Genomic DNA, 24,040 nt, shown 5'->3' with positions numbered 1-24,040 from the left:
TCCCGAGCTTCGGGAGCACGTCTGGCTGTAAACGAATCCCGCCCCTCGTGGCGGGATTCGTCGTTTTTCGCCCTCGGAAAACGGCTATCTGCGCAGATGCCGTCTATATTCCTTCTGGCCGTATGCGTCAGACATCGGCTGTTTGCCCTCGCTTCTTTTGTGAAGAATTTTGTGGAGAGCACTGCCATGAACCCACCTGACGAACATAACGGCATCAATCGTCGCAGTGTATTGCAAGGCCTTTCGGCAGGCGCCGTCGGCGCCTGGATAAGTCCGCTGATCGCAGGGAGCAAAACCATGCCCGACACCCCCGCCGACCTGATTCTGTACAACGGACGCCTGCACACCGTCGACCGCAAGAAACCCCAGGCCAGTGCCGTCGCGATCAAGGACGGGCGCTTCGTGGTGGTCGGCAGCGACGCCCAGGCCATGGCCCTGCAAGGCCCACGCAGCCAAATCATCGACCTGCATGGGCGCACGGTGATTCCCGGCCTCAATGACTCCCACCTGCACTTGATTCGTGGCGGCCTGAACTACAACCTCGAACTGCGCTGGGAAGGCGTGCCGTCCCTGGCCGATGCGTTGCGCATGCTCAAGGATCAGGCCGATCGCACGCCAACGCCGCAATGGGTGCGGGTGGTCGGTGGTTGGAACGAATTCCAGTTTGCCGAGAAGCGCCTGCCGACGATTGAAGAACTGAACAAGGCCGCGCCAGACACCCCGGTGTTCGTTCTGCATCTTTATGATCGCGCCCTGCTCAATCGTGCGGCGTTGAAAGTGGTCGGCTACACGCGCGACACTCCGAACCCGCCGGGCGGGGAAATCCAGCGCGATGCGAATGGCGAGCCCACCGGCATGCTGATCGCCCGGCCCAATGCGATGATTCTGTACTCGACCCTCGCCAAAGGGCCGAAGTTGCCGTTGGAATATCAGGTCAATTCGACCCGTCAGTTCATGCGCGAACTCAACCGGCTGGGCGTCACCAGTGCCATCGATGCCGGCGGCGGTTATCAGAATTACCCGGACGATTATCAAGTCATCCAGCAACTGGCCAAAGACCAACAGCTCACGGTGCGTATTGCCTACAACCTGTTCACCCAAAAACCCAAGGAAGAGCTGACCGATTTCAAAAACTGGACCAGCACCTCCCATTACGGCCAGGGCGATGACTTCCTGCGGCACAACGGTGCCGGGGAAATGCTGGTGTTCTCGGCGGCGGATTTCGAAGACTTCCTCGAACCACGCCCCGACCTGCCGCAAACCATGGAGCAAGAGCTGGAGCCGGTGGTTCGGCATCTGGTGGAACAGCGCTGGCCTTTCCGTCTGCACGCCACCTACAACGAATCCATCAGCCGCATGCTCGACGTGTTCGAGAAGGTCAACCGGGATATTCCGTTCAACGGTTTGCCGTGGTTCTTCGATCACGCCGAAACCATCAACCCACGGAACATCGAACGGGTCAAAGCCCTGGGTGGCGGCATCGCCATCCAGGATCGCATGGCGTTTCAGGGCGAATACTTCGTCGACCGTTACGGCGCCAAGGCCGCCGAAGCGACGCCACCGATCGCGCGCATGCTCGCCGAGGGTGTGCCGGTGGGCGCCGGCACCGATGCCACGCGGGTGTCCAGCTACAACCCCTGGACCTCGCTGTACTGGCTGGTCAGTGGCCGCACCGTCGGCGGGCTGGAGCTATACCCGCACGGTTTGAGCCGCGACACGGCGCTGGAACTGTTCACCCACGGCAGCGCCTGGTTTTCCTCCGAGCAAGGCAAGAAAGGCCAGATCAAGGTCGGGCAACTGGCGGACCTGATTGCACTGTCGGCGGATTACTTCCACATCGAAGACGAAGCCATCAAATGGATCGAATCAGTGCTGACCATTGTCGACGGCAAGATCGTCTACGGCACGGCCGAGTTCGAAAAACTGGGGCCACCACCGATTCCGGTAGTGCCTGAATGGTCGCCAGTGGTGAACGTACCGGGGCATTGGAAACCCCTGGCGCCGCTGACGGCTCAGGTTCATCAATGCGTGGGCGCGTGCGCGGTGCATGCCCACAGCCATGAGCGGGCGCGGTTGTCGTCAGCGCCGGTCAGTGACTTTCAGGGGTTCTGGGGGGCGTTTGGGTGTTCGTGTTTTGCGTTTTGAACCACAATTTTCCAAGCGCCACCGACCTAATGTGGGAGCGAGCCTGCTCGCAATGGGGGGTTAACATTCAACAGTGATATTAGATGTCAGTCCGCCATCGCGTTCAGGCTCACTTCCACATTGAATCGCTGTTCAACCTTCCTCCCGAAACACCCGCTGACACAAGCTTGACCTCGATCAGTTGTTCCCCACCGCACAATCACTACTATCGCGCTTCCATCGAAGGCCACGGACGGCTCATTGGGAGCCTGCGGCCCATTATTCTCAAGGAAGAGTCAATCGTGCAGTCATTGAAAATCATTCTGTTGTCATCAGCGTTCAACGGCCTGACCCAACGGGCCTGGCTGGATTTACGTCAGGCTGGCCACTCGCCCTGCGTGGTGCTATTCACCGACGACGAAGCGGTGTGCGAGCAGATCGAACATTCCGGCGCCGACCTGGTGATCTGCCCGTTCCTCAAGGATCGGGTACCGCAACAACTGTGGAGCAACCGCCAGCGTCCCGTGGTGATCATTCATCCGGGCATCGTCGGCGACCGTGGCGCCAGCGCGCTGGACTGGGCGATCACCCGAGAGCTCAGCCGCTGGGGTGTGACCGCGTTGCAAGCGGTAGAGGAAATGGACGCCGGGCCGGTCTGGGCCACGTGTGAGTTCAACCTGCCCCAGGATCTGCGCAAATCCGAGTTGTACAACGGACGCGTCAGCGATGCGGCAATCCTGTGTATCCGCGAAGTCGTGGAAAAATTCATCGGCGGTTTCGTGCCAGTGCCCTTGGACTACAGCCAACGTCATGTGATTGGCCGCTTGCAGCCGAACATGAAACAAGCCGACCGCAGCTTCAGCTGGCACGACAGCTCACGCTTCATCAAACGCTGCATCGACGCCGCCGACGGCCAGCCCGGCGTATTGGCGAGCCTGGCTGGCGGGCAGTACTACCTGTATGACGCCCATCCGGATTCGCGCAGTGGCACGCCAGGGGAGATTCTTGCGGTGCATGATGATGCGGTGCTGGTGGCGACCGGCGATCACAGCCTGTGGATCGGTTCGTTGCGACGCAAACCCCAACTCGGCGAAGAAACCTTCAAGCGCCCGGCCCGGCACGTACTCGCCGAACAGCTGACACAGGTGCCGACCCTGGATTGGTCGATCGCTTCGCAGCCCTTCAGCAACGAGCCCTATCAACCGATCCGCTACCGTGAATCGGGGCATGTCGGCGAGCTGACCTTCGAGTTCTACAACGGCGCGATGAGCACGGAACAGTGTCAGCGACTGGTGCAAGCCCTGCGCTGGGCCAAGTCCCGGGACACGCAAGTACTGCTGATCAAGGGTGGGCGCGGCAGTTTCTCCAACGGCGTGCACCTCAACGTGATCCAGGCCGCGGCGGTTCCGGGCCTGGAGGCCTGGGCCAATATTCAGGCGATCGATGACGTCTGCCAGGAACTGCTCAGCGCCCGGCAATTGGTCGTCAGCGGCTTGACCGGCAATGCCGGGGCCGGCGGAGTGATGCTGGCACTGGCGGCTGACATCGTCTTGGCCCGGGCCGACATCGTGCTCAATCCTCATTACAAAACCATGGGCCTGTATGGCTCCGAATACTGGACCTACAGCCTGCCCCGTGCCGTCGGCCGGGCGATGGCGGAAAAACTCACCGAAGATTGCCTGCCGATCAGCGCCACCCGGGCCTTGCAGCTGGGCATGGTCCAGGAAATCGGTCCGCGCTGTCCGGACGAGTTTGGCCTGTGGCTGTTGCAGCGGGCCAATGGTGCGTTGAGTGATTCGGCGTACCGGGCGGTGCGTGAGCGCAAAAGCCAGTTCGATACCCAATTGATGCAGCACTGCCGCAATGCCGAGCTGCAAGAGATGCAGCTGGACATGGTGCGCAACCGTAAGCAATTTGCCGAGAAGTGCCGGAATTTTGTGTTCAAGCGCAAGGCGTGTGGCACGCCACAGCGGTTGGTGGCGGATTGGGCGGTGGTGAAGGAAGTTGCGTTAGCGGACTGATTGTTTGGCACGAGGTGATTGGGCCAGACAGTGAAACCTGTGGCGAGGGAGCTTGCTCCCGCTGGACCGCGCAGCGGCCCCAAAAAAGGGACCGCTGCACAGCCCAATGTCAGTCACTCACTCGCCCCGGCAAACCGCGCCTACTTGGGTAGATCAATTTTATCCAACACCCGGTTCGCCGTGATCTCCGCCATCAGGATGCTGTTTGAAATACCCAGCAGGGCGTAGCGCGACTCACCTTCCAGATGATCCACCAATTGATGGACCATCACATCGACCGAGGCCAGCGTCTCGACCAAAAAAACCGCCAGGGTTTCGGCTGTGGCCTCTGGGGCCACGGCAAACAGCTTGCTGGGTTTACGGGCGGTGGCCTTGATGTCGGCATTCGACGGAAAGTGGAAGTTCAGAGCCCGCTCGGCGGCCTCGTTGAGCTTCTTTGAATCGGGTTCGTACGGGGAGACTGGATCGGTGTCTGGAGGATTGGGTGTGACCTTGAACATATGCTGAATTTCCTATTGGGTGCCACCCCTCTCGCGACTAAACGAGAGGGAGGCAGCTGCACGCAGGTTAGTCGACCGGGAAACTCAGCAATCCGGCGCGCCCGAGGGCGCCCTACGTACAGCCACCATCAAGTACAGGAATGAAAGACCTGCATGACAGATGCACGCACAACTGAGTTAACGCGGGCGACTAAACCCGATCACTGATGGGCAGTGACGGGAACCAAGTTACCGAGCGGGCCCAAGGCGCACAAGCCGGCGGATTCTGGCGCAGCCGTAGGCAACGGCGCAAGGTTTTGTAGCTTTCAGGAAGTAACCTTGAGGGCGCTTAAACAACCCCCGCCCCAGCAATGTTTAAAAGTGGGCGTGCACGTCAGATAGTGGGAAGGAGGTCCGGCGTCATGATTGATTGAGGTGCCTCTGAAGAGTGGCAGTGGCAGGTTTGGGGCCACTTCGCGCCCCAGCAGGAGCAAGCTCCCTCGCCACGGGCGGTATCGCAAGACCATGGCTGCTCTTACAATGCCCGCACCTCCCGCATCGGCCTTCCCATGGACATCGACCTCGCCCGCACCTTTCTGGAAATCGTCCGCCACGGCAGCCTGGCCGCAGCGGCCGAGAAGCTGCATGTCACCCAGACTGCGATCACCGCTCGCGTGCAGAAACTCGAAAGTCAGCTGGGCAGCACGCTGTTCGTGCGCAATCGCGCCGGTGCGCGCCTGACGCCCAATGGCGAGGCCTTTGTGGTTTACGCCAATCAACTGGTGCAGACCTGGGAAGCGGCGCGCCGGGACTTACCGCTGCCCGAGGGCTACCGCGATGTGCTGCACATCGGCGGCGAGGTCAGCCTGTGCAACCCGTTGATGCTCAGTTGGGCCGGCGAGTTACGCGAGAAGATTCCCAGCCACGCATTGCGCATGGAAATCCGCGACGGCGAAAACCTGCTGCGCCAACTGGAGCTGGGGGTGCTGGATGCGGCGCTGGTCTATCAGCCCGAGTATTGGCCTCGCCTGCAAGTGGAGCAGGTGCTGGAAGAAAAACTCATCCTGGTACGCCTGGCCGCACGGCCTGATCCTTACGTGTATATCGACTGGGGCCCGGACTTCCGTCGTCAGCACGATGCCGCCCTGCCGGAAAAAGCCAAGGCAGCCCTGAGTTTCAACCTCGGACCGCTGGCCTTGCAATACATCCTGGAAAACGGCGGCAGCGGCTATTTCCGCACCCGAGTGGTCCACAGCTATCTGGAAAGCGGCGTGCTGGAGCCAGTGCCCAAAGCCCCGGAGTTCAGTTATCCGACCTACCTGGTCTACTCCCGCGACCGCGACTCGGCGACCCTGCAACGGGCTTTCGACCTGCTGCGCGAAGTCATCAAGTCGGACGACGACTGGTCCCAGCGCTGGAACCCGCTGACCTGACACCCAGCAAGCGCCTTTGCACCGGAGCATGGCGCGTGTGCCCTCGAGGTTCGTCCAGCCTCTGCGACGGGATCGGCTAATCTGCTGGTTATAACAATAACCACAGGTGAACTCAGTGAGGCAGACCACCGAAGCATTCCGCGCGCGTTACCGTGCCGGTATTCATCCGCTCTACAACCCCTGGTTGCACGGTGCCTTTGTGCTGCTGTTCGGGTTGCTGGCCATCGGCGGGTTCTGGAGCACCGTGCATCGGGTACAACCCTTGGAATGGCTGGCGGTGCCGCTGACCCTGTTGTTCTTCAACTTCGGCGTGTACGTCGTGCATCGGCATCTGGGACACCACAAAAAGCGCCTGGCGCGGATGTTCTACGCCCGTCACGCCGGTGACCATCACAGCTTTTTCACCCCTGGCCACATGACTTACGACAGCGCCCGGGACTGGCGGGTGATTCTGTTTCCGGCCTGGCTGATCGTGTTGCACACCCTGGTCATTACAGCGCCCGCCTGGTGGCTGCTGGCTCAACTCAATGGCAACGTCGCGGGGCTGTTTGGCGGCTGCATGGTCCTCGGTTACCTGACCTATGAGGTGTTCCATGCCTGTGAACATCTGCAGCCAAGCAATCCAGTCACACGGTTGCCGTGGATCCGCCAGATGCGCCGCCTGCATGAACTGCATCACCACCGAGAGCTGATGCAGGAACGCAATTTCAATATCGTGTTTCCACTGATGGACTACCTGTTCGGCACTCTGTACTGGCAACCGGAACAGGCCCCTGCGCACCAGACGAGAATACCCATGACCCGCCTGCAGCACGTGATCGACATTGCCGGCAATCCAGTGGCCGTGCTCGCCTACGCCTGCACGGCGACACGTTGGCCGCAGTGGCATCCTTCTTCCCTCAAAGTCGATGGCCAAAGCGGCCCGCTGTATGCCGGGGCGCGGTTCGAGGAAGACATTCGGGCTGGCGGACGCGAGGGGCATTTGAGCTGGGAGGTCAGCGAATACCTGCCCGGCCGGCGCTGGAGCGCTCGGGCCCGGGGCGATCATGGGCTGTCGTTGGTGGTGACTTACGAGTGCGAGGCCGAGGGTGATGGCACGCGGTTTGTCCGCACCCTGGAATATTGTTTCAGCGGCCTGGCGATGCGCATCGCCAATCGACTGCTGCTCAAGCGACGCATCGAGCGTGAATCGGCGCAATCGTTGCTGGCGTTGCGCGAGATGGCGCAAAAACATCTAGCCCCGGCAGGAGTCAGCGCGTGAAAAAAGCCCTCAAATTCCGACATGTGTTGTTGCTGCTGATCATTGCCCTCGGCGCCGTCCTGTTGTTATTACCAACCAAAGTCCAGCCGATCGCCTGGGCACCGCCACCAGCGCCCTCCCTCGTCCATGGCCTCTATGCCGACAATCAACGCCTCAAAGGCGTGGAACGTGTCGGCGCCACGGACATCGACGGCCCGGAGGCGTTGCTGCTGGAGCAAGATGCCCTGATCACCGGCCTGCATGACGGCCGGTTGATTCGCACCAGTCTCGACGGCACAACCACCAAGGTGCTGGCCGACACCGGTGGCCGGCCATTGGGCCTGGCGCGGCATCCCAACGGTTTGTTGGTGATCGCCGACGGGGTCAAGGGTTTGCTGTCGCTCGATACTCAGGGCCGATTGATTCCATTGAGCACCACGGCCAACGGCGTGCCCTTGGGTTTTACCAATGACGTGGCCATCGACAAGCCCGGGCATTACGCCTACTTCAGCGATGCCTCCAGCCGTTGGGGCTATGGCAAGGATGGCGAGGCGATCATCGAGCACGGCGGCGACGGCCGTTTGCTGCGTTATGACTTCCAGAGCGGCAAGACCACGGTCCTGCTGGACCAGCTGGAGTTCGCCAACGGCGTGACACTGGGACCTGACGACGCGTTTGTGCTGGTCAACGAAACCGGCGCCTATCGCATCAGCCGGTATTGGCTGACCGGGCCGAAAGCCGGAACCCATGATCTGTTTATCGACAATTTGCCGGGGCTGCCGGACAACCTGGCGTTCAATGGCCGTGACCGTTACTGGGTAGCGCTGTATGCACCGCGCAGTGCACTGCTCGACGCCACGGCGCCCTACCCTCTGGTACGCAAAATGATCGTGCGCGCGATGACGGTCCTGCCCAAACCGCTGGAGAAACGCGCCTTCGCCCTCGGCCTGGACCTTGACGGCAAAGTGATTGCCAATCTGCAGGATGCCAGCAGCGGCAACTACTCACCCATCACCACCGTGCGCGAGTATGGGGACTGGTTGTATCTGGGGTCGCTGACAGCGCGGCACATGGCGCGGTTGCCGTTGAGCACGGCGTTGCAGCCATAGCGGTGATCAAGCGGGCTTGCTCTGCCAGCCAACATCAATGTTGAAGCCTGCGTTCAGCTGTAGCAGCTGTCGAGCCCCAGCGAGGCTGCTGCTACGTGGTTATTGGGTGACTTGAGTGTCGGCGTCGTCCTGCGTGCCCTCATTGTCTGGCAGCTCATCGATGCCCGGCTCCTCCTCGGGGTTGACGGTAATGCGGCCCGGGCTCAGGGGTTCGGGATGGGTCGGCATCGGGTCGTAGCCGCCCTGTTGTTCACTGGGATACTTTTCTTTATGAGGGAAGACTGAATCGGGCATGGGGCACCTCGCATGGAGTCGCAACGTTGGACTCTGATCGTTCGAGGTGCCGGTATTGATCCCCGTTCCAATTGTTCAGTCACCGGTCGTCGGTGATTCTGCACAGCGCCTCAGGACGGCGTCTTAAGTCGCTCAGCGATCTTGTCCTTGACCTGCACACGCTTCTCCTTGAGCTTCTTCAGTACCTCATCGCTGGGCGCATCCGATTGTGCGGACTCGGCCTTTAATACTTCGGCGTCCGCCTGGGAGTATTTGTTGAGCAGTGAATCCAGTAACGGATCCTTGGTGCGTTTTTGCTGGATCTCTTCCTTCGTGCAGCGCAAGTCCTGATAAAGGTCATGGGTCACCGGCATGGAACACCTCCGTTTGTTAATCGGTGGCAAACGTGATCGATTGCCTCCGCCAATTATCAGAATGGCCTCGGTTGCCCGGTTCTGTCGACCGTCTATCAGACCGGCGGTGTCCGTTCGTCGTCCTGCCGCAAACGCGATAAAACCTTTGCTCGAGCGCCCTCCTCCATTGGTTAACGATCATCTGGATCGCCCATATAAACCTGAGAGGAGAATGACCAATGGCGAAAAAACTCCAGGCGGCTCATCCCGACAAATAACTCCAAGCCTTGAGGCCAGTCAGTCAAGGCACGCTGCCACAGGGATTGCACAGTCTATGAAAATCCACAGCCTGGCGATCCATTGTGGCGAGGGAGCTTGCTCCCGCTCGGCTGCGAAGCAGTCGTGAAACCATTCACCGCGTTGTATCAGATGAACAGTGATATGGCTTTTGGAGCGCTTCGCACTCAGCGGGAGCAAGTCCCTCGCCACAATAGAATCAACTGCCCAGCACGCTGCGGATCATGCGCAATAGTGCTTCGGGGCCATACGGTTTGCTCAGCAGAAAGGTGTCGGGGCTGAGTTGGTGATTGCGCGAAATAATGTCCTGGGTGTGCCCGGAGGTAAACAGCACCGCCACCGGAGGATTCTGCACTTTGGCCCAGGCGGCCAGGTCCGAGCTTTTGATCAGGCCGGGCATGACCACGTCGGTGAAGATCAGGTCCACCGTCACGCCATCGAGCAACATCTGCATCGCCAGGTCACCGTTGGCCGCGGTCAGAACCTGATAACCCTCTTCACGCAATAAATCCACCGCCGAGCGACGCACCGCTTCGTTGTCCTCGACCACCAGAATGGTTTCGTGCCCGCCCCGGTGCTGTGGATCATGACGCATTGTCTCACCGGGCAACGGACGCAGGCTGCGAGGGAAATACAGCTGCACCCGAGTACCTTGCCCGAGGGCACTGGAGATCTCGGTATGCCCACCGCTCTGTTTGACGAAACCGAACACCATGCTCAAACCCAGGCCCGTACCCTGGCCGTCGGCCTTGGTCGTGAAAAACGGTTCGAAGGCCTGTGCGAGTACTTGAGGCGACATGCCGATGCCCGAGTCAGCCACCGCGACGCAGACATAGTCGCCGGCGATGATGCCCTTGCCTGCGCAAAAAGTGCGGTCGAGGGCAATGTTCTCGGCGCTCAGAGCAATGGTCCCTTCGCCTTTCATGGCATCTCGGGCGTTGATCGCGAGGTTGAGAATGGCGTTCTCCAGTTGATTGCGGTCCACGAAGATATGCCAGGGATCGTCCGGGGCCGTCACCTTGATCCGGATAGTTTCCCCCAGTGCCCGCTGCAACAATTCCCCCAAGCCTTCGAAAACCTGCCGCGGCTCGCAGACGGCTGGCGACAAGGGCTGACGACGGGCAAAGGCGAGTAATTGCGAAGACAGTTTGGCACCGCGTTCGACCGCGGCAATCGACGCGCTGACCCGGCGTTGCACGTTGGCGTTGTCCGGCTCGTGACGCGCCAGCAAGTGCAGGTTGCCGGCGATCACCTGCAACAGATTGTTGAAATCATGGGCCACGCCGCCGGTGAGGCCGCCGATGGCTTCGAGTTTCTGTGACTGACGCAACTGCTCTTCGGCCGCCAGCCGCGCTTCGACTTCATCAGCGACTCGCTGTTCCAGGTTGCGGGTGAACTTGAGCAACGATTCTTCGGCAATCTTGCGTTCGTGGATGTCGATCAGTACCCCGGGAAAGCGGAACGCCTCACCTCGTTCATTGAACTCGCAACACCCGCTGGCGAGTACCCACAGGTAACTGCCGTCAGGGCGCAGAACCCGATATTCGGCGTTATAGGGTATGCCGGTTTCCACCGATTGGTTGAACCGCTCCCGAGCCCAGCTGCGGTCGTCGGGATGAATCTGCATTTCGGCGATGAGCGGCGGCAGGTTGGCCAGGTCCTGGTTGGGTGGGTAGGAAAACGTGCGGGCGAATCGTTCGTCGCCCGACAGCACATCAGCCTTGATGTCCCAGACGAACGAGCCGAGCAACGCCCCGGCATTGAGGGCCAGGCGGACTCTTTCGTTGTCGGCGCGATAGGCGTTTTCGGCTTCCTGGCGTCGGCGTTCGGAAATCACATGGTCAGTGGTGTCGACCACCATCGCCATGACCCCGGCGGGGCACCCGTCATCATTGGCGACGGGGCTGTAGTAAAGATCCATCCAGACGTCTTCGGGGACGCCGTCACGCAACAGCACCAGTGCTTTGTTGTGATAGGACAAGGTGCCGCCCGCAAGGCAGGTGTCCACCACATGCCGATTGAATTCGGCGACCTCCGGCCAGCCCAGCTCCACCGGGGAACCCAGCAGATAAGGATGGCGCCCACCGGCAAATTTCGAGTAGGCATCGTTATAGATCATGTAGCCGGGTCGCCCCCACAACATCACCATCGGCAGGGGTGAGGCGAGCAATAACTGCACCGCGCTGCGCAGACTCCCGGGCCAGGCTTCGATGCGCCCGAGCTCGGTCAGGCTCCAGTCGAACGCGCGAATGCGTTCGGCCATTTCGCCGCTCCAACCGGTACATCCGTGGCTATTGTCTAGAAACTGCATCGACTGGCCTATGTCCTGTGAATGACATGTGTTCAGGCAGTGCAACGGCATGAGCAGACGGTGCGTACCCGTTTGTTTCGAGCACCGCCGACGCCAATGGTTTCATTGAGGTATAGCTGATTCTCAAGCGCCCCCCCGATGGGTATCAGTCGGCGCCGTATTCGGCGAACTGACCCGTACAGCAAGATTGCCGGATGCCCTGCCGGCAGCAGTCGTACTCAGCGAAAATCCCGGCTGCGCACATGAATACCGTCGAGCAATGGACTCAGGTCGCTCAAGCGTCCGGCAATCAGATGCCGCACCTCGCCTTCCTGTTCCCAGCGCCCATCGACCTTGAGCAATTGCGAGCCGACCAGTACCTGCCGTTGTCGTTCGGCCAGGTCGCGCCAGACCACCACGTTGACGTTGCCGAACTCGTCTTCAAGGGTCACGAAGGTCACGCCGCTGGCAGTCCCCGGACGCTGTCGACCGGTGACCAGCCCGGCGACGCTGACCGGACGTCCATGCTCGACCGCCAGCAATTCCCTGGAGCTGCGGCAACGCCGGGCCTTGAGTTCACTGCGCAGCAAAGCCAATGGATGTGGCCCCAAGGTAGTGCCGACACTGGCGTAATCGGCTTGCAAGTCCTCGCCCACGGTGGGTTTGGGCAGAGACACCGCCGGCTCTTCCTGACTCGGCAGGCCGGCAAACAAACCGAGTTGCTTCTGTACCCCCGCGACCTCCCAGCGCGCCCGATGCCGGTCACCGGCCAGCCCGCGCAGTGCACCGGCATCGGCCAATTGCTCTTGGGCGCGGGCATCGAGTCGGGCCCGTTCGCCAAGGTCGGCGATGTCGGCAAACGCCCCTTTGGACCTTGCCATCTCGATGCGCCGGGCATCGTCCTCGCGAAAGCCCTTGATCATCCGCAATCCCATGCGAATTGCCGGCTGCGCGCCGGTGATCGGTTCCAGGCTGCAGTCCCAGTCACTGGCCCGCACGTCCACCGGGCGAATCTGCAAATGATGGCGGCGAGCATCCTGGAGAATCTGGTCCGGGCTGTAGAAACCCATGGGCCAGCTGTTGATCAACGCACAGGCGAACGCCGCCGGCTCGTGGCATTTCAACCAGCAACTGGCGTAGGTCAGCAAGGCGAAACTGGCGGCGTGGGACTCGGGAAAACCGTAATCGCCGAAGCCTTTGATCTGCTCGAAGATCTGCGCGGCGAACTCCGCCGTGTAGCCGTTTTTCTTCATACCGTCCGCCAGACGTTCCTTGTGCGGTTCCAGTCCACCATGGCGTTTCCAGGCCGCCATGGAGCGGCGTAATTGATCGGCCTCGCCGGGGCTGTAGTCGGCGGCGACAATCGCGATCTGCATCACCTGTTCCTGGAACAGCGGCACGCCCAACGTACGTTTCAGTACGGCTTCAAGTTCTTTGGAGGGGTATATCACCTCTTCTTCACCCTTACGCCGCCGCAGATAGGGATGCACCATCCCGCCCTGAATCGGCCCCGGACGAACGATCGCCACCTCAATCACCAGATCGTAAAAGTTCTTGGGCTTGAGCCTGGGCAGCATCGACATCTGTGCCCGGGATTCGATCTGGAACACCCCGATGGTGTCGGCATGGCCAATCATCTCGTAGGTTTGCGGGTCTTCGGCCGGCACCGTCGCCAGGCTCAGGTCACGGCCCCGGTGCCGGCGCAGCAGGTCGAAACAACGGCGAATCGCGCTGAGCATGCCCAGTGCAAGGATATCGACCTTGAGCAGCCCGACCGCATCCAGATCGTCCTTGTCCCACTGGATGATGGTGCGCTCGGCCATGGCGGCGTTTTCCACCGGCACCAGGCTGTCCAGCGGCTGCTCGGAAATCACGAAACCGCCGGGGTGCTGGGACAAGTGCCGGGGGAAGCCGATCAGTTGCCCCGTCAGGCTCAACACCCGGCGCAACACCGGGCTGTCGGGGTCGAAACCACCTTCGCGCAGGCGCTCGACGGGCGGTGCCTGATCACTCCAGCGGCCGCAACAGTCAGCCAGGGCGTTGACCTGATCCGGCGGCAAACCCAACGCCTTGGCCACGTCGCGTACGGCACCGGCGCCATGGTAGGTGCTGACCACCGCGGTCAGCGCCGCGCGGGCCCGGCCATAACGCCGAAACACGTATTGCAGGACTTCTTCACGCCGCTCGTGCTCGAAATCCACGTCGATGTCCGGCGGTTCGTTGCGCTCTTTGGAGAGAAAACGCTCGAACAGCAGCGTGCTCCGATCCGGGTCGATCTCCGTGATTCCCAGCACGTAGCACACCGCCGAGTTGGCGGCAGAACCGCGCCCCTGACAAAGAATGTGTTGCTCACGGGCGAAATTCACAATGTCATGAACCGTCAGGAAATAACTTTCGTACCCCAGCTCGGCAATCAGCTCCAGTTCCTTGTCGATCTGCGCCAGCACCGCAGCCTTAGGACTTATTTCCCAGCGCCACCGAATACCCTTTTCAACCAGCTCCCGCAGCCAGGACGTAGCCGAGTGACCATCGGGCACCAGCTCCCGGGGATATTGATAACGCAACTGACCGAGGTCGAACATGCAGCGCCGGGCAATGCTCAGCGTCTCGTCGAGCAATGCCTGCGGATAGAGCTCGCGCAAGGCGTCGAGGCTGCGCAGATGCCGTTCGCCATTGGGGTGCAGGCGCAATCCGGCCTCGGCCACCGGCAAGTGATGACGGATCGCGGTCATGGTGTCCTGCAAGGCGCGACGGCCACGGGCGTGCATGTGCACATCGCCGCTGGCCACTGCCGGAATTCGCAGTTCCCGCGCCAGGGTCAGCAGCGCCGCCAGGCGCCGGGTGTCGTCCTGCCCGCGATGTAGCTGGATGGTCAGCCACAAGCGTTCGGCGAAAGTCTGTTTCAGCCAATGGCCCTGCGCAAAATCATCGACGGCGTCCGGCACCCACAACGCCAACAACCCCTGCAGCGGCTCGCTGAAATCCTCCCGCAGCACCTGATACTGGCCTTTCTGCGTGCGGCGTCTGGCGCGGGTAATCAATCGGCACAGGCTTTGGTAACCCTCGAGGTTTTCCACCAGCAGCACCAGTTTCGGGCCGTCTTCGATGCGTATTTCGCTGCCGATGATCAGCGGCAGCTCTACGGCCTTGGCCGCCTGCCAGGCGCGGACGATGCCCGCCAGGGTGCATTCGTCGGTGATTGCCAACGCCTGATAGCCCTGCTTCTTCGCCCGTTGAAAAAGCTCGAGCGCGCTGGAGGCACCGCGCTGAAAACTGAAGTTCGACAGGCAGTGCAGTTCGGCATAGTCGACACTCATGCAAACCAGCCTTGCAGCCACAACGGACCGTCTTCACCCACCACCCGATAGGCCCAGCCCTGCTGGCCGGAACGGGTTTCGACCAGGTAGTAATCGCGGCGCACGTCGTCGCCGTCCCACCAGCCCGACTCGATGCGCTCCGGCCCCATGAGAATGCGCGTCGAACCTTCGTGTACCGCCTGTGGTTCGGTCAGCAACCAGCCCGGACGTTGCACGACAGGCAATACCCCACAGGCCTGGCTGTCGACAGTGGCCTGCCACGCGCATTCCGGCCGGTGATCGGCCTGGAACCGCAAGCCCTGCACCGCGTCATCCCCCAGCCGTGCGCGCAAGCGTTCGCGCAGTTGCTCCCAGGGCAAGGACTGCTGTGGTCGATCGTCGAACAGTTCCTGACACTGGGGCACGAAGGCCGGTAGATCCTCGGCGCGCAGACGAAAACCGCGCACCGGCGCCTCGACCCGAACCTGTTCCAGACGCCCCCTGGCCAGTTCGAACAGCATCGCCGGATCGCGCTCGGCGCTGAGCAGGCCGACCTTGATCAGCGTGTCCGGCAACCCGGCGTGCTCAAGGTGCAGGTCAAAACGCTGCACACCGCTGTCCCGGCCACAGAGGAACGCCGACAGATCGCCGGTCAGCCTGCGTAATGGAAACAGCAGCGCCTGATGGGACTGCACATCGAAGTTGAGTTCGATGCGTACATCGAAACGGTCGGGCGGCAGGTAGAACGCCAGCGCCAGGTGCCGTAAACCGAACAAGGCATCCAGATGCCTGAGCACCTGGGCCTCGAAACGCCGGGCCAGGCTATGCCGGGGTAGCGCCTGCACCTGGCTCAACGTGCGCAACCCCATGCGCGACAAGGCCGTGGCAACGCTTGGCTCCAGGGCGATCCGGTCGACGGGCAACTGCCCGAGGTGATGCTGCAAGGCCTGATCGTCCGGCACTACCAGACCGTCATAAACGTTGGCCAGCACCCGCGCCGCCACCGGGTTGGGCGCGGCGACAATCCGATGACGAAACCCCAGCTCGCCGAGCTCGGCCCGCAACCGCGCCTCGAACTGCGGCCAGGGCCCGAACAGGCCCAGGCTGGATTCGATTTCAAACACCACGGCCCGCGGGTAATGCACGCTGACCTGGGAACTGAACCGATAGGCCCACGCGGCCAGGAACTGCTGCCAGTGTTCAATCTCGGCGGCGTCGTATTCGGCCGTGACGAATCCTTTGCTCAACGCCTGGGCGGCGGTCATCGACTGACCGGGCCGCAAGCCCAGCGCCCGCGCCGAACCGTTGACCGCCTGCAGCACCCGACGCTGGGCCGGGCCGGTCAGCAGCGCCAGCGGCTCATCGGGGTCGGGGCGTTGGCGCAGTACCGCGTCCAGTGCCAATTGCGGGAACAGAATGCAAACCCAGCGCATGGCAACCTCAATGCCCCACGGCAAAGGCAATCGGCGCCGAACGGGCCAGCCCGCCCCGGCACTTGAGCACCCGCAACTGAGCAGGTTTGCCGTCGATGGCAATGCGCAGGGCCGCTGGCGACGGGTTGATGGCGTCACTGAGCGAGCGATAGGCGAACGCCAGGGTCTGGCCGGTTTCCGCCGCCACCTGCAAACGCCGCAACGCCCGATCGTCGGCCTTGTGCGGCCAGCACAACACTGCCCCGCAACTGCCCGAACGCAGGCATTGTTCCGCCGCCCACAGCGCATCGCGCTCGCTGGCCTGGATGATCGACAGTTGCCGCAGATCGACCCCGGCGTTCTGCCAGGCCTGGGGATACGGCACGTAAGGCGGCGCCACCAGCACGATGCGTTCACCGGCCGCTGACAGCCGCGCCAGCGTCGGCCACACCAGTTGCAACTCGCCAACGCCCTGCCCCGCCAGGAGGATTTCGCTCAGTGCCGCTTCCGGCCAGCCACCGCTCGGCAATGCCGCATCCAGCGCCGCATGCCCGGTGGGTTGCGGGCTGATCGTTGGTGGCGCAGGCCGGCCTTTCCAGACCTGGCCGCCATTGAACAGCGTATCCAACGCAACGACGGCGCCCATCACCCTTGCCTCACCAGGCCGCAGAACACGCCTTCGATGGCCAGATCCTGATCGGCTCGAACAATGATCGGCTTGTAAGCCGGGTTGCGCGGCAGCAACCGGATACGCTCACCGTCCCGCTCGAAACGCTTGATGGTGACTTCGCCGTCGAGCCGCGCCACGACGATCTGGCCGTTGACCGCCTCGGGGTTGCGCCGCACACCCACCAGATCGCCGTCGAGAATGCCGTCCTCGATCATCGAATCGCCCTGGACCCGCAGCATGTAGTCCGGCACCCGCGAGAAAATCGACGGATCGAGCAGCAAGCGGCTATGGACCTCGGCATCGGCACCGATCGGCGCCCCCGCCGCCACTCGACCGAGTACCGGAACGTCCAGCAGCTCGGGCCGCGGCGGTTGATTCAGCAGCCGGATGCCGCGCGCCTGATGCGCATTGACCTCGATGAAACCCGCTTCGGTCAGCGCCAGCACATGCTTGCGCGCCACACTACGGGAGGCGAAACCGAAAGCCTCGCTGATTTCAGCGAGGCTCGGGGGCTGACCGTGTTCGGCGATGCGATCGCGGATGAAGGTCAGGATGGCGGTACGGCGGGGAGTTAAAGTCGTCATGGAGTACATTTGTACTCTTTCGGGTTTTTCCTGACAAGGGCCGCCAGTCAGCTCAGCCCACGAGAGGCCAGAAAACCGGCGATGTAATCGATAAAAGCCACCACTTTGGCGGTCGCTCGCCGATGGCTCGGGTACACCGCCAGAATGTGCGGGCCAAAGCTGTCCGGATCGATGTCGTAGTCCGCCATCACCCGCACCAGCCGACCATCGGCCAGATACGGCGCGGCGCTCCACAGCGGCGTGTGCAGCAACCCGCGCCCGGCCAGTGCATTGGCCAGCAGCAAGTCGTAATTGTCGCTGCGCAGTCGTGGCGCTTGGGGTTGCGGCAGGTTCAAGCGCTGCCCGTCGCGCTCGGCCCACCAGAATTCGCGGCTGAGCAAGGGATGGCGATACAACAACCACTCGTGTTCATCGAGGGTTTGCGGGGTGACCGGCAGCGCCTTGCGCGCCAGATAGGCCGGGCTGCCACACAACGCCAGACGATTGCTGCCAACGACGCGGGCGATCAGCCCCGGCAGGTCGTCATGGCCTTCGCGCAACGCCAGGTCGTAACCGCTTTCCAGCAGATTGACGAACTCATCGCACAGGTCCACTTGCAGATTGATTTGCGGGTACTGCTCCAGAAAACCGCCGCACACCTGATCGAGAAAGGCTTGCCCATAGGCCAGTGGCGCGGTGATTTTCAGATTGCCGCGCAGGCCATGCTGCAATTGCTCGATTTCCTCGCCGGCCTCGTCCAGCCGTTGCAGCACCTGACGCGCGGTTTCCAGGTAGAGCCGCCCCACTTCCGTCAGCAGAATCCGCCGGGTGCTGCGCTCGAACAGCCGAGCGCCGAGTTCAGCCTCCAGGTGATTGACCGCTTTGGTCAGGGCCGAGGGGGTCTTGCCCAATTGCTCGGCGGCGCGACTGAAACTGCCCAGCTGCGCCGTGACCACGAACATGTTCAATGCACTCAACTTGTCCATTCTTTTTCCATTCCGGCAAAAACGTTTTTCGTGAGTGAGGCGTTCTGCTGAGCGTGAGCAGCCACTAATCTGGCCATCAAACGCAATAACAAGGAAACATTCAATGAAAAGATTCATCCCGAATCTATTGATGGCCGCCGTGGCTTTTGCCTCGATGGAAGCCATGGCGGCGACCGATCTGGTGCTGCTCAACGGCAAGATATTCACCGCCGACCGCGCTCACCCGAAGGTGCAGGCGCTGGCGGTGCAGGACGGCAAAGTGTTGCAAGTGGGCAGCGATGCGCAGATCAAAGCCTTGATCGAGTCGGGAACCCAAGTGATCGATCTGGCCGGCAAGCCCCTGATGCCCGGCCTGATCGACAGCCATTCCCACGCGATTTTCGGCGGCCTGGAAATGGTCTCGGCCAATATGGAAGACGAGGTGGTCGACCTCGATGAACTGGAAAAACGCCTGCGCGGCTGGCGTGACGATGGCAAGGCCAAACATGGCGATGTACTGAGCGTGGCCGGCATGAGTTCGGCTTACTGGGCTCAAGCCGACGCTTTCGGCAAAAAATTCAACACCGGCGAATGGGCCGAAGTGCCTGTGGTGTTCACCGGCAGCGATCACCATACCGCGTGGGCCAACGACGTCATGCTCAAGCGCGCCGGTATTGATGCCGCCCTGCTCAAGTCATTGCCCGCCGCCGAACTTGACACCATCGGTAAGCATGCCGATGGCACCCCCAACGGGTTCCTGGTGGACGCCGGTTGGGACCGGGTCGCGTCAAAAATGCCGGTACCGAGCGCCGCCGATATGCTGAAGGCCGCGCAAACCGCCGTGCGTTACAACAACAGCCTGGGGATCACCGCGTGGATGGACCCCGCCGCCAATGCCGCTCCCGGCGAGCCGGTGTTCGCCCTCAAGCCCACGGAGAAAACCGTCGGCGTGTTGCCGGTGTACAAAGCGCTGTCGCAAAGCGGTGGCATGACCGCCCACGTCGCCGCCCTGTTAGTGGCCAATCCGAAAAGCGTCCCGGCCGATCTCGACACGCTGGACAAGGTCCGCCAGCAATTCCAGGGCATCCCCAACCTGACCCTGCCGGGTATCAAGATTTTTTGCCGACGGCGTGATCGAATACCCGGCCCAGAGCGCGGCGATGATCGACCCTTACAGCAACTCGCAAAAACAGGGCGAGCTGTTGATCGATCCGAAGCATTTCGGCGAACTGGTCAGTGCCATCGATCAACGCGGCTGGCTGGTGCACATCCACGCCATCGGCGACCGCGCGGTGCGCGAATCGCTGAACGGCATCGCGCAGGCGCGCAAGGATCGCCAGAGCGGCGTGACGCACTCCATCACACACCTGCAAATGGTCAACCCGAAAGAGTTTGCGCGGTTCAAACCGCTCAACGTCATCGCCTCCATGCAGTTGCTCTGGGCCACCGCCGACGATTACACCCTGGACATGATCAAGCCTTATGTCAGCGCCCTCGCCTTCCGCTACCAGTACCCGGCGCACTCGCTGCTCAAACAGGGCGCGACGATCGCCGGGGCCAGCGACTGGCCGGTGTCTACACCCAACCCGTGGAACGCCATGGCCCAAGCCATCACCCGCAAGGGACCGTTGGGGGTACTCAACGCCGATGAACGCCTGGACCGCGAAACCCTGTTCTACGCCTACACCCTCAACGCCGCCCGCACTATCGGTTTAGAGAAGCAAATCGGCTCGTTGAGCCCCGGCAAGCAAGCCGATTTCATCGTGCTGGATCGCGATGTGTTCAGCGTCGATGAGAAAGCCTTGCACGACACCCAAGTGCTGCAAACCTGGTTCGCCGGTCGCGAAGTCTACGCCCCGACACTCTAGAAAAAATCTCCGGTTAAGCGCAGTCCGCTCCCACATGGACTGCGCCGCGACAGCCTTGCCCGACACCTGCCCATAACAATCAAAACAAAGGCACTGACCATGAAAGCTTTCACCCTGCTCGCCCTCGGTTCCTTGAGCCTGTTGCCCCTGGGCAGCCAGGCCCTGCCCTTGACCGATGACTTTGCCGTGCTGGTCGACCTGACCCTGGCCAGCGACTATCGCACTCGCGGTATATCGCAAACCCAGAGCGACCCCGCCGTGCAGGCCGGTTTGACCCTGGCCCACAGCAGCGGCCTGTACCTGGGCGCGTGGAGTTCGAACGTCGATTTCGGCGGCGGCTTGAAAACCCGGCAAGAAGTCGATTACTACGGCGGTTGGCTGTGGCAAGCCACCGACGACATCAGCCTGGATGTCGGCTATCTCAAATACGCCTACCCCAAAGAGAGCCAGTTCAACCAAAGCGAGGTCTACGGGATTCTCAACGCCTACGGTGTGAAGCTCGCGGCCTATTACTCCGCCGATGCGCCGGGCATCGACAGCAAGCAGAGCACGTTGTACAGCTACGTCGGTTATGAAACCGAATTGCCCTATGGGCTGGGCCTGAAATTGCGCTACGGCGAAATGGACTTCAAAGACCCGCGCCTGTACTCGGCCTCAGGGCATGGCGAGGACGCTTACCACGAATGGGAGGCGAAACTGACCCGCGAAGTGGCCGGTGTGTTGCTGGGCCTGAGCTACATCGACACCGACCTGTCGAAAAACCAATGCACCAGCAACTATGGGTTTGACGATGTTTGCAGCGCGACCGTGGTGGCGAGTGTCAGCAAGTCCTTTTGAATACCCACCCGTTTTTTGCAGGAGCGGGGGCAGGTTTAGCCGATGCGCAATGCGCGCAGGTCGAGGCGACCGTCCTTGAGCGGTGGGCACCAGTAGTAGCCGCCAGTGATCGGTCGACTGATGCGGTACAAACCGTCGGTGATACCGTCCTCCAGACCGCTCATGCGCCGCAGTTGGGCTTCAAAAGCGTCGAGTGAAAAACCGAAGGCCAGGAACATCAGGCCGGCGCGATCGCCTTCGATCCACGGCATCGAGCGACGGACCACGAAGGCTTCGGGAGTGAAGCTTTCCTGGGCGGTGCGTTTGACGTGGGCGGAGATCGGCGCGTCGTCGAGTTCTTCGTTATCGCTCAGGCGACGGCCCATGATGTTGTCTTTCTCATGGGACGGCATCGCGTGGAAGCCTTTCAAATCATGCTGCCACTGCTGGATCGCGGCGAAGCTGCCACCGACCAGACCGTCCGCGCCTTCGCTCAACAACGCGGCGGCCACAGCGGCTTCGTCGTGAGGGTTTTCGGTGCCGTCTTCGTAACCGGTCAGGTCGTGGCCGGTCATGTGGCGGAAGGTTTCGTTCATCTGTACCAGGCGCAGGGCCGGTGCCAATGCGGCTTCGATCGCGTTGCTGCGATTGAGCAATTCACCACGGTCAACGCCGTGCAACCAGCACCAGAGGGCGTGTTGGGTCGACGGGTTGTCGACTCCGACACCGACCAGCGCCGGAAAGGCACGCAGCCCGTCGATCTGCGCGTGCAGTGCCTTGGCCAGGGATTCACCGAAACCGACCACCGCCGATTTGCCGTCCACCAGACGCATCAGGTTATCCAGCGCTGCCGGCAACGCCTCGATGGATTCAAGGGCGAAGAACATATGACGAGCTTGAGGCGGTACAGGGGTGGCGAGAATGCCCGGCTGGTAGTAACTCATATGAACTCCTTCAGAAAGAATGCGAAGTTTAACCGCAGGATCGTTACTTGTGTGTTTTCAGGGCAAAAGGTCGCAGCCCTGTGGCCCTGTGTAGCAGCTGCCGAGCAGCTGCTACGACGATCCGCAACGCGAGCCAAAAAAAATCATAAGATGAGCCATGACAAGCGAGTCCGAGGTCTGCTAAAACGATTCATCAGTGCATCACCCAATCCAGACGGGGTAGCGATATGACCACAGCACAGATCCTTGGCAACCTGTTTCCCAGCGCCGACAACATCCCGGAAAAATACCGCCTCAACGGCCAGACCGAACAGCGCGAATACCTGGTCGATGGCGAACTGAAAACCTGGTCCGGCCCCCTCGCCCAAGTCCGCAGCCCGGTGTACCTGAGCGGCGCGAATGGTGACGAACAAGTGATCCTCGGCAGCACGCCGCTGCTCGATGCCAACACCGCACTGACCGCGCTCGACGCCGCCGTCCGCGCCTATGATCGGGGCCAGGGCCTGTGGCCTACCATGCGTGTGGCCGAGCGCATCCAGCACGTCGAAACCTTCCTCGGACGCATGCGCGAACAGCGCGAGGCTGTGGTCAAGTTGCTGATGTGGGAAATCGGCAAGAACCTCAAGGACTCGGAGAAAGAGTTCGACCGCACCTGCGACTACATCGTCGACACCATCAACGCCCTCAAGGAGCTCGACCGTCGCTCCAGCCGCTTCGAACTGGAACAAGACACCCTCGGCCAGATCCGCCGCGTTCCGCTGGGCGTGGCGTTGTGCATGGGGCCTTACAACTACCCGCTGAACGAAACTTTCACCACGCTGATTCCGGCGCTGATCATGGGCAACACCGTAGTGTTCAAGCCGGCCAAGCTTGGGGTGCTGTTGATTCGCCCGCTGCTGGAAGCCTTCCGTGACAGCTTCCCGGCCGGGGTGATCAACGTTATCTACGGCAGCGGCCGCGAAACCGTCAGCGCGCTGATGGCTAGCGGCAAGATCGATATCTTTGCGTTTATCGGCACCAACAAAGCCGCCAGCGACCTGAAAAAACTCCACCCAAGGCCTCACCGCTTGCGTGCGGCGCTGGGTCTGGATGCGAAGAACCCCGGCATCGTCCTGCCGGAGGTCGATCTGGACAACGCCGTCAGCGAAGCGGTTACCGGTTCCCTGTCGTTCAACGGTCAACGTTGCACTGCGCTGAAAATCCTCTTCGTCCACGAAGACGTGGTCGAGGCGTTCATCGAGAAGTTCAACGCCAAACTGGCCGCCCTCAAACCCGGCATGCCATGGGACAGCGGCGTGGCCCTGACGCCATTGCCAGAATCCGGCAAAGTCGATTACCTGCACACGCTGGTGGCAGATGCCGTCAGCAAAGGCGCAGCCGTGGTCAACCCCAACGGCGGTGCATCCCGCGCGTCGTTTTTCTACCCGGCCGTGTTGTACCCGGTGACACCGCAGATGCGTGTCTACCAGGAAGAACAATTCGGCCCGGTCGTGCCGATCGTGCCTTACCGTCATCTGGACACCGTGATCGATTACGTCCTGGAATCGGACTTCGGCCAGCAACTGAGCATCTTTGGCACCAACCCGGTAGCGGTCGGCAGGCTGGTGGACACGTTTGCCAACCAGGTCGGCCGGATCAACCTCAACGCCCAGTGCCAGCGCGGCCCGGACACCTATCCGTTCAACGGTCGCAAGAACTCCGCCGAGGGCACGTTATCGGTGCATGATGCGTTGCGAGTGTTTTCGATCCGGACCCTGGTGGCGACCAAGTTCCAGGAAAGCAGCAAAGAGCTTCTCAGCGAGATCATCAGCGGACGAAACTCGAGCTTCCTGACCACCGACTACATCTTCTGAGGACACCGAGCCTGAGTATCATCAGAGGCCTTCG

Annotated in this window: 17 protein-coding genes and 1 pseudogene; 8 read left to right on the top strand and 10 right to left on the bottom strand. The window is 61.5% G+C overall.

Going from position 1 to position 24,040, the window contains the following annotated elements; translation table 11 throughout:
- Nucleotides 1–297 precede the first annotated feature (297 nt).
- The gene (locus tag ACZ9BB_RS06885) at nucleotides 298–2,145 is read left to right on the top strand and encodes an amidohydrolase (protein ID WP_476218229.1); all 1,848 of its coding nucleotides are present in this window, start codon (nucleotides 298–300) and stop codon (nucleotides 2,143–2,145) included.
- A 281-nt stretch (nucleotides 2,146–2,426) separates the two neighbouring features.
- Entirely contained in the window at nucleotides 2,427–4,145 is a 1,719-nt protein-coding gene (locus ACZ9BB_RS06880) for a hydrogenase maturation protein (protein ID WP_476213100.1), read from the top strand.
- A 140-nt stretch (nucleotides 4,146–4,285) separates the two neighbouring features.
- On the opposite strand, the gene ACZ9BB_RS06875 is transcribed toward ACZ9BB_RS06880, so the two are convergent.
- Nucleotides 4,286–4,645 (bottom strand): DUF6124 family protein, encoded by a 360-nt coding sequence (locus ACZ9BB_RS06875; protein WP_476213099.1) that lies wholly within the window; start codon nucleotides 4,643–4,645, stop codon nucleotides 4,286–4,288.
- Nucleotides 4,646–5,193: 548 nt separating this feature from the next.
- Between ACZ9BB_RS06875 and ACZ9BB_RS06870 the strand changes: the two genes are divergently transcribed.
- The 3 genes from ACZ9BB_RS06870 to ACZ9BB_RS06860 all read left to right on the top strand — a co-directional run bounded on the left by ACZ9BB_RS06870 (nucleotide 5,194) and on the right by ACZ9BB_RS06860 (nucleotide 8,406).
- On the top strand, nucleotides 5,194–6,057 hold the full coding sequence (locus ACZ9BB_RS06870) for a LysR family transcriptional regulator (protein WP_476213098.1): 864 nt from the start codon (nucleotides 5,194–5,196) through the stop codon (nucleotides 6,055–6,057).
- A gap of 115 nt (nucleotides 6,058–6,172) precedes the next feature.
- On the top strand, nucleotides 6,173–7,318 hold the full coding sequence (locus ACZ9BB_RS06865; protein ID WP_476213097.1) for an SRPBCC family protein: 1,146 nt from the start codon (nucleotides 6,173–6,175) through the stop codon (nucleotides 7,316–7,318).
- The gene (locus tag ACZ9BB_RS06860) at nucleotides 7,315–8,406 is read left to right on the top strand and encodes an SMP-30/gluconolactonase/LRE family protein (protein WP_476213096.1); all 1,092 of its coding nucleotides are present in this window, start codon (nucleotides 7,315–7,317) and stop codon (nucleotides 8,404–8,406) included. Before ACZ9BB_RS06865 ends, ACZ9BB_RS06860 begins: the two co-directional genes overlap by 4 nt.
- 99 nt (nucleotides 8,407–8,505) lie before the next feature.
- Here ACZ9BB_RS06860 and ACZ9BB_RS06855 read toward each other — a convergent pair whose 3' ends face one another.
- The 8 genes from ACZ9BB_RS06855 to ACZ9BB_RS06820 all read right to left on the bottom strand — a co-directional run bounded on the left by ACZ9BB_RS06855 (nucleotide 8,506) and on the right by ACZ9BB_RS06820 (nucleotide 18,546).
- On the bottom strand, nucleotides 8,506–8,700 hold the full coding sequence (locus tag ACZ9BB_RS06855; protein ID WP_476213095.1) for a hypothetical protein: 195 nt from the start codon (nucleotides 8,698–8,700) through the stop codon (nucleotides 8,506–8,508).
- 110 nt (nucleotides 8,701–8,810) lie between these two features.
- The gene (locus tag ACZ9BB_RS06850; protein ID WP_476213094.1) at nucleotides 8,811–9,053 is read right to left on the bottom strand and encodes a DUF465 domain-containing protein; all 243 of its coding nucleotides are present in this window, start codon (nucleotides 9,051–9,053) and stop codon (nucleotides 8,811–8,813) included.
- Between the two features lie 475 nt (nucleotides 9,054–9,528).
- Nucleotides 9,529–11,640, bottom strand: a complete 2,112-nt coding sequence (locus tag ACZ9BB_RS06845; protein WP_476213093.1) for a hybrid sensor histidine kinase/response regulator — start codon at nucleotides 11,638–11,640, stop codon at nucleotides 9,529–9,531.
- A 218-nt stretch (nucleotides 11,641–11,858) separates the two neighbouring features.
- On the bottom strand, nucleotides 11,859–14,957 hold the full coding sequence (locus tag ACZ9BB_RS06840) for an error-prone DNA polymerase (RefSeq protein ID WP_476213092.1): 3,099 nt from the start codon (nucleotides 14,955–14,957) through the stop codon (nucleotides 11,859–11,861).
- Nucleotides 14,933–16,348, bottom strand: coding sequence for a Y-family DNA polymerase (locus ACZ9BB_RS06835; protein WP_476213091.1), 1,416 nt, complete (start codon nucleotides 16,346–16,348; stop codon nucleotides 14,933–14,935). Before ACZ9BB_RS06835 ends, ACZ9BB_RS06840 begins: the two co-directional genes overlap by 25 nt.
- A 7-nt stretch (nucleotides 16,349–16,355) precedes the next feature.
- On the bottom strand, nucleotides 16,356–16,973 hold the full coding sequence (imuA, locus tag ACZ9BB_RS06830; RefSeq protein WP_476213090.1) for a translesion DNA synthesis-associated protein ImuA: 618 nt from the start codon (nucleotides 16,971–16,973) through the stop codon (nucleotides 16,356–16,358).
- On the bottom strand, nucleotides 16,973–17,590 hold the full coding sequence (gene lexA / locus ACZ9BB_RS06825; protein ID WP_476213089.1) for a transcriptional repressor LexA: 618 nt from the start codon (nucleotides 17,588–17,590) through the stop codon (nucleotides 16,973–16,975). The genes imuA and lexA overlap by 1 nt, the downstream gene beginning before the upstream one ends.
- 38 nt (nucleotides 17,591–17,628) lie before the next feature.
- Nucleotides 17,629–18,546, bottom strand: coding sequence for a LysR family transcriptional regulator (locus tag ACZ9BB_RS06820; RefSeq protein WP_476213088.1), 918 nt, complete (start codon nucleotides 18,544–18,546; stop codon nucleotides 17,629–17,631).
- Between the two features lie 103 nt (nucleotides 18,547–18,649).
- Here ACZ9BB_RS06820 and ACZ9BB_RS06815 point away from each other — a divergent pair.
- Both ACZ9BB_RS06815 and ACZ9BB_RS06810 read left to right on the top strand, forming a co-directional pair.
- A pseudogene (locus ACZ9BB_RS06815) lies at nucleotides 18,650–20,393 on the top strand (amidohydrolase).
- Between the two features lie 99 nt (nucleotides 20,394–20,492).
- Nucleotides 20,493–21,230, top strand: coding sequence for a TorF family putative porin (locus ACZ9BB_RS06810; protein WP_476213087.1), 738 nt, complete (start codon nucleotides 20,493–20,495; stop codon nucleotides 21,228–21,230).
- Nucleotides 21,231–21,265: 35 nt separating this feature from the next.
- On the opposite strand, the gene ACZ9BB_RS06805 is transcribed toward ACZ9BB_RS06810, so the two are convergent.
- Nucleotides 21,266–22,153, bottom strand: coding sequence for a Dyp-type peroxidase (locus ACZ9BB_RS06805; RefSeq protein ID WP_476213086.1), 888 nt, complete (start codon nucleotides 22,151–22,153; stop codon nucleotides 21,266–21,268).
- A 227-nt stretch (nucleotides 22,154–22,380) separates the two neighbouring features.
- On the opposite strand from ACZ9BB_RS06805, the gene ACZ9BB_RS06800 reads away from it, so the two are divergent.
- The gene (locus ACZ9BB_RS06800; protein WP_476213085.1) at nucleotides 22,381–24,006 is read left to right on the top strand and encodes an NADP-dependent glyceraldehyde-3-phosphate dehydrogenase; all 1,626 of its coding nucleotides are present in this window, start codon (nucleotides 22,381–22,383) and stop codon (nucleotides 24,004–24,006) included.
- Nucleotides 24,007–24,040: the final 34 nt, after the last annotated feature.

This window comes from Pseudomonas sp. TE3552 (genome assembly GCF_056278945.1).
This window is presented reverse-complemented; position numbering and strand designations above follow the sequence as displayed.

What these genes read in the sequence shown, in the direction of transcription:
- ACZ9BB_RS06885 (WP_476218229.1), top strand. Translation starts at nt 298, where the DNA reads ATGCCCGACACCCCCGCCGACCTGATTCTGTACAACGGACGCCTGCAC.
- ACZ9BB_RS06875 (WP_476213099.1), bottom strand. Translation starts at nt 4,645, where the DNA reads ATGTTCAAGGTCACACCCAATCCTCCAGACACCGATCCAGTCTCCCCG.
- ACZ9BB_RS06870 (WP_476213098.1), top strand. Translation starts at nt 5,194, where the DNA reads ATGGACATCGACCTCGCCCGCACCTTTCTGGAAATCGTCCGCCACGGC.
- ACZ9BB_RS06855 (WP_476213095.1), bottom strand. Translation starts at nt 8,700, where the DNA reads ATGCCCGATTCAGTCTTCCCTCATAAAGAAAAGTATCCCAGTGAACAA.
- ACZ9BB_RS06850 (WP_476213094.1), bottom strand. Translation starts at nt 9,053, where the DNA reads ATGCCGGTGACCCATGACCTTTATCAGGACTTGCGCTGCACGAAGGAA.
- ACZ9BB_RS06845 (WP_476213093.1), bottom strand. Translation starts at nt 11,640, where the DNA reads ATGCAGTTTCTAGACAATAGCCACGGATGTACCGGTTGGAGCGGCGAA.
- ACZ9BB_RS06835 (WP_476213091.1), bottom strand. Translation starts at nt 16,348, where the DNA reads ATGCGCTGGGTTTGCATTCTGTTCCCGCAATTGGCACTGGACGCGGTA.
- imuA (WP_476213090.1), bottom strand. Translation starts at nt 16,973, where the DNA reads ATGGGCGCCGTCGTTGCGTTGGATACGCTGTTCAATGGCGGCCAGGTC.
- lexA (WP_476213089.1), bottom strand. Translation starts at nt 17,590, where the DNA reads ATGTACTCCATGACGACTTTAACTCCCCGCCGTACCGCCATCCTGACC.
- ACZ9BB_RS06820 (WP_476213088.1), bottom strand. Translation starts at nt 18,546, where the DNA reads ATGGACAAGTTGAGTGCATTGAACATGTTCGTGGTCACGGCGCAGCTG.
- ACZ9BB_RS06810 (WP_476213087.1), top strand. Translation starts at nt 20,493, where the DNA reads ATGAAAGCTTTCACCCTGCTCGCCCTCGGTTCCTTGAGCCTGTTGCCC.
- ACZ9BB_RS06805 (WP_476213086.1), bottom strand. Translation starts at nt 22,153, where the DNA reads ATGAGTTACTACCAGCCGGGCATTCTCGCCACCCCTGTACCGCCTCAA.
- ACZ9BB_RS06800 (WP_476213085.1), top strand. Translation starts at nt 22,381, where the DNA reads ATGACCACAGCACAGATCCTTGGCAACCTGTTTCCCAGCGCCGACAAC.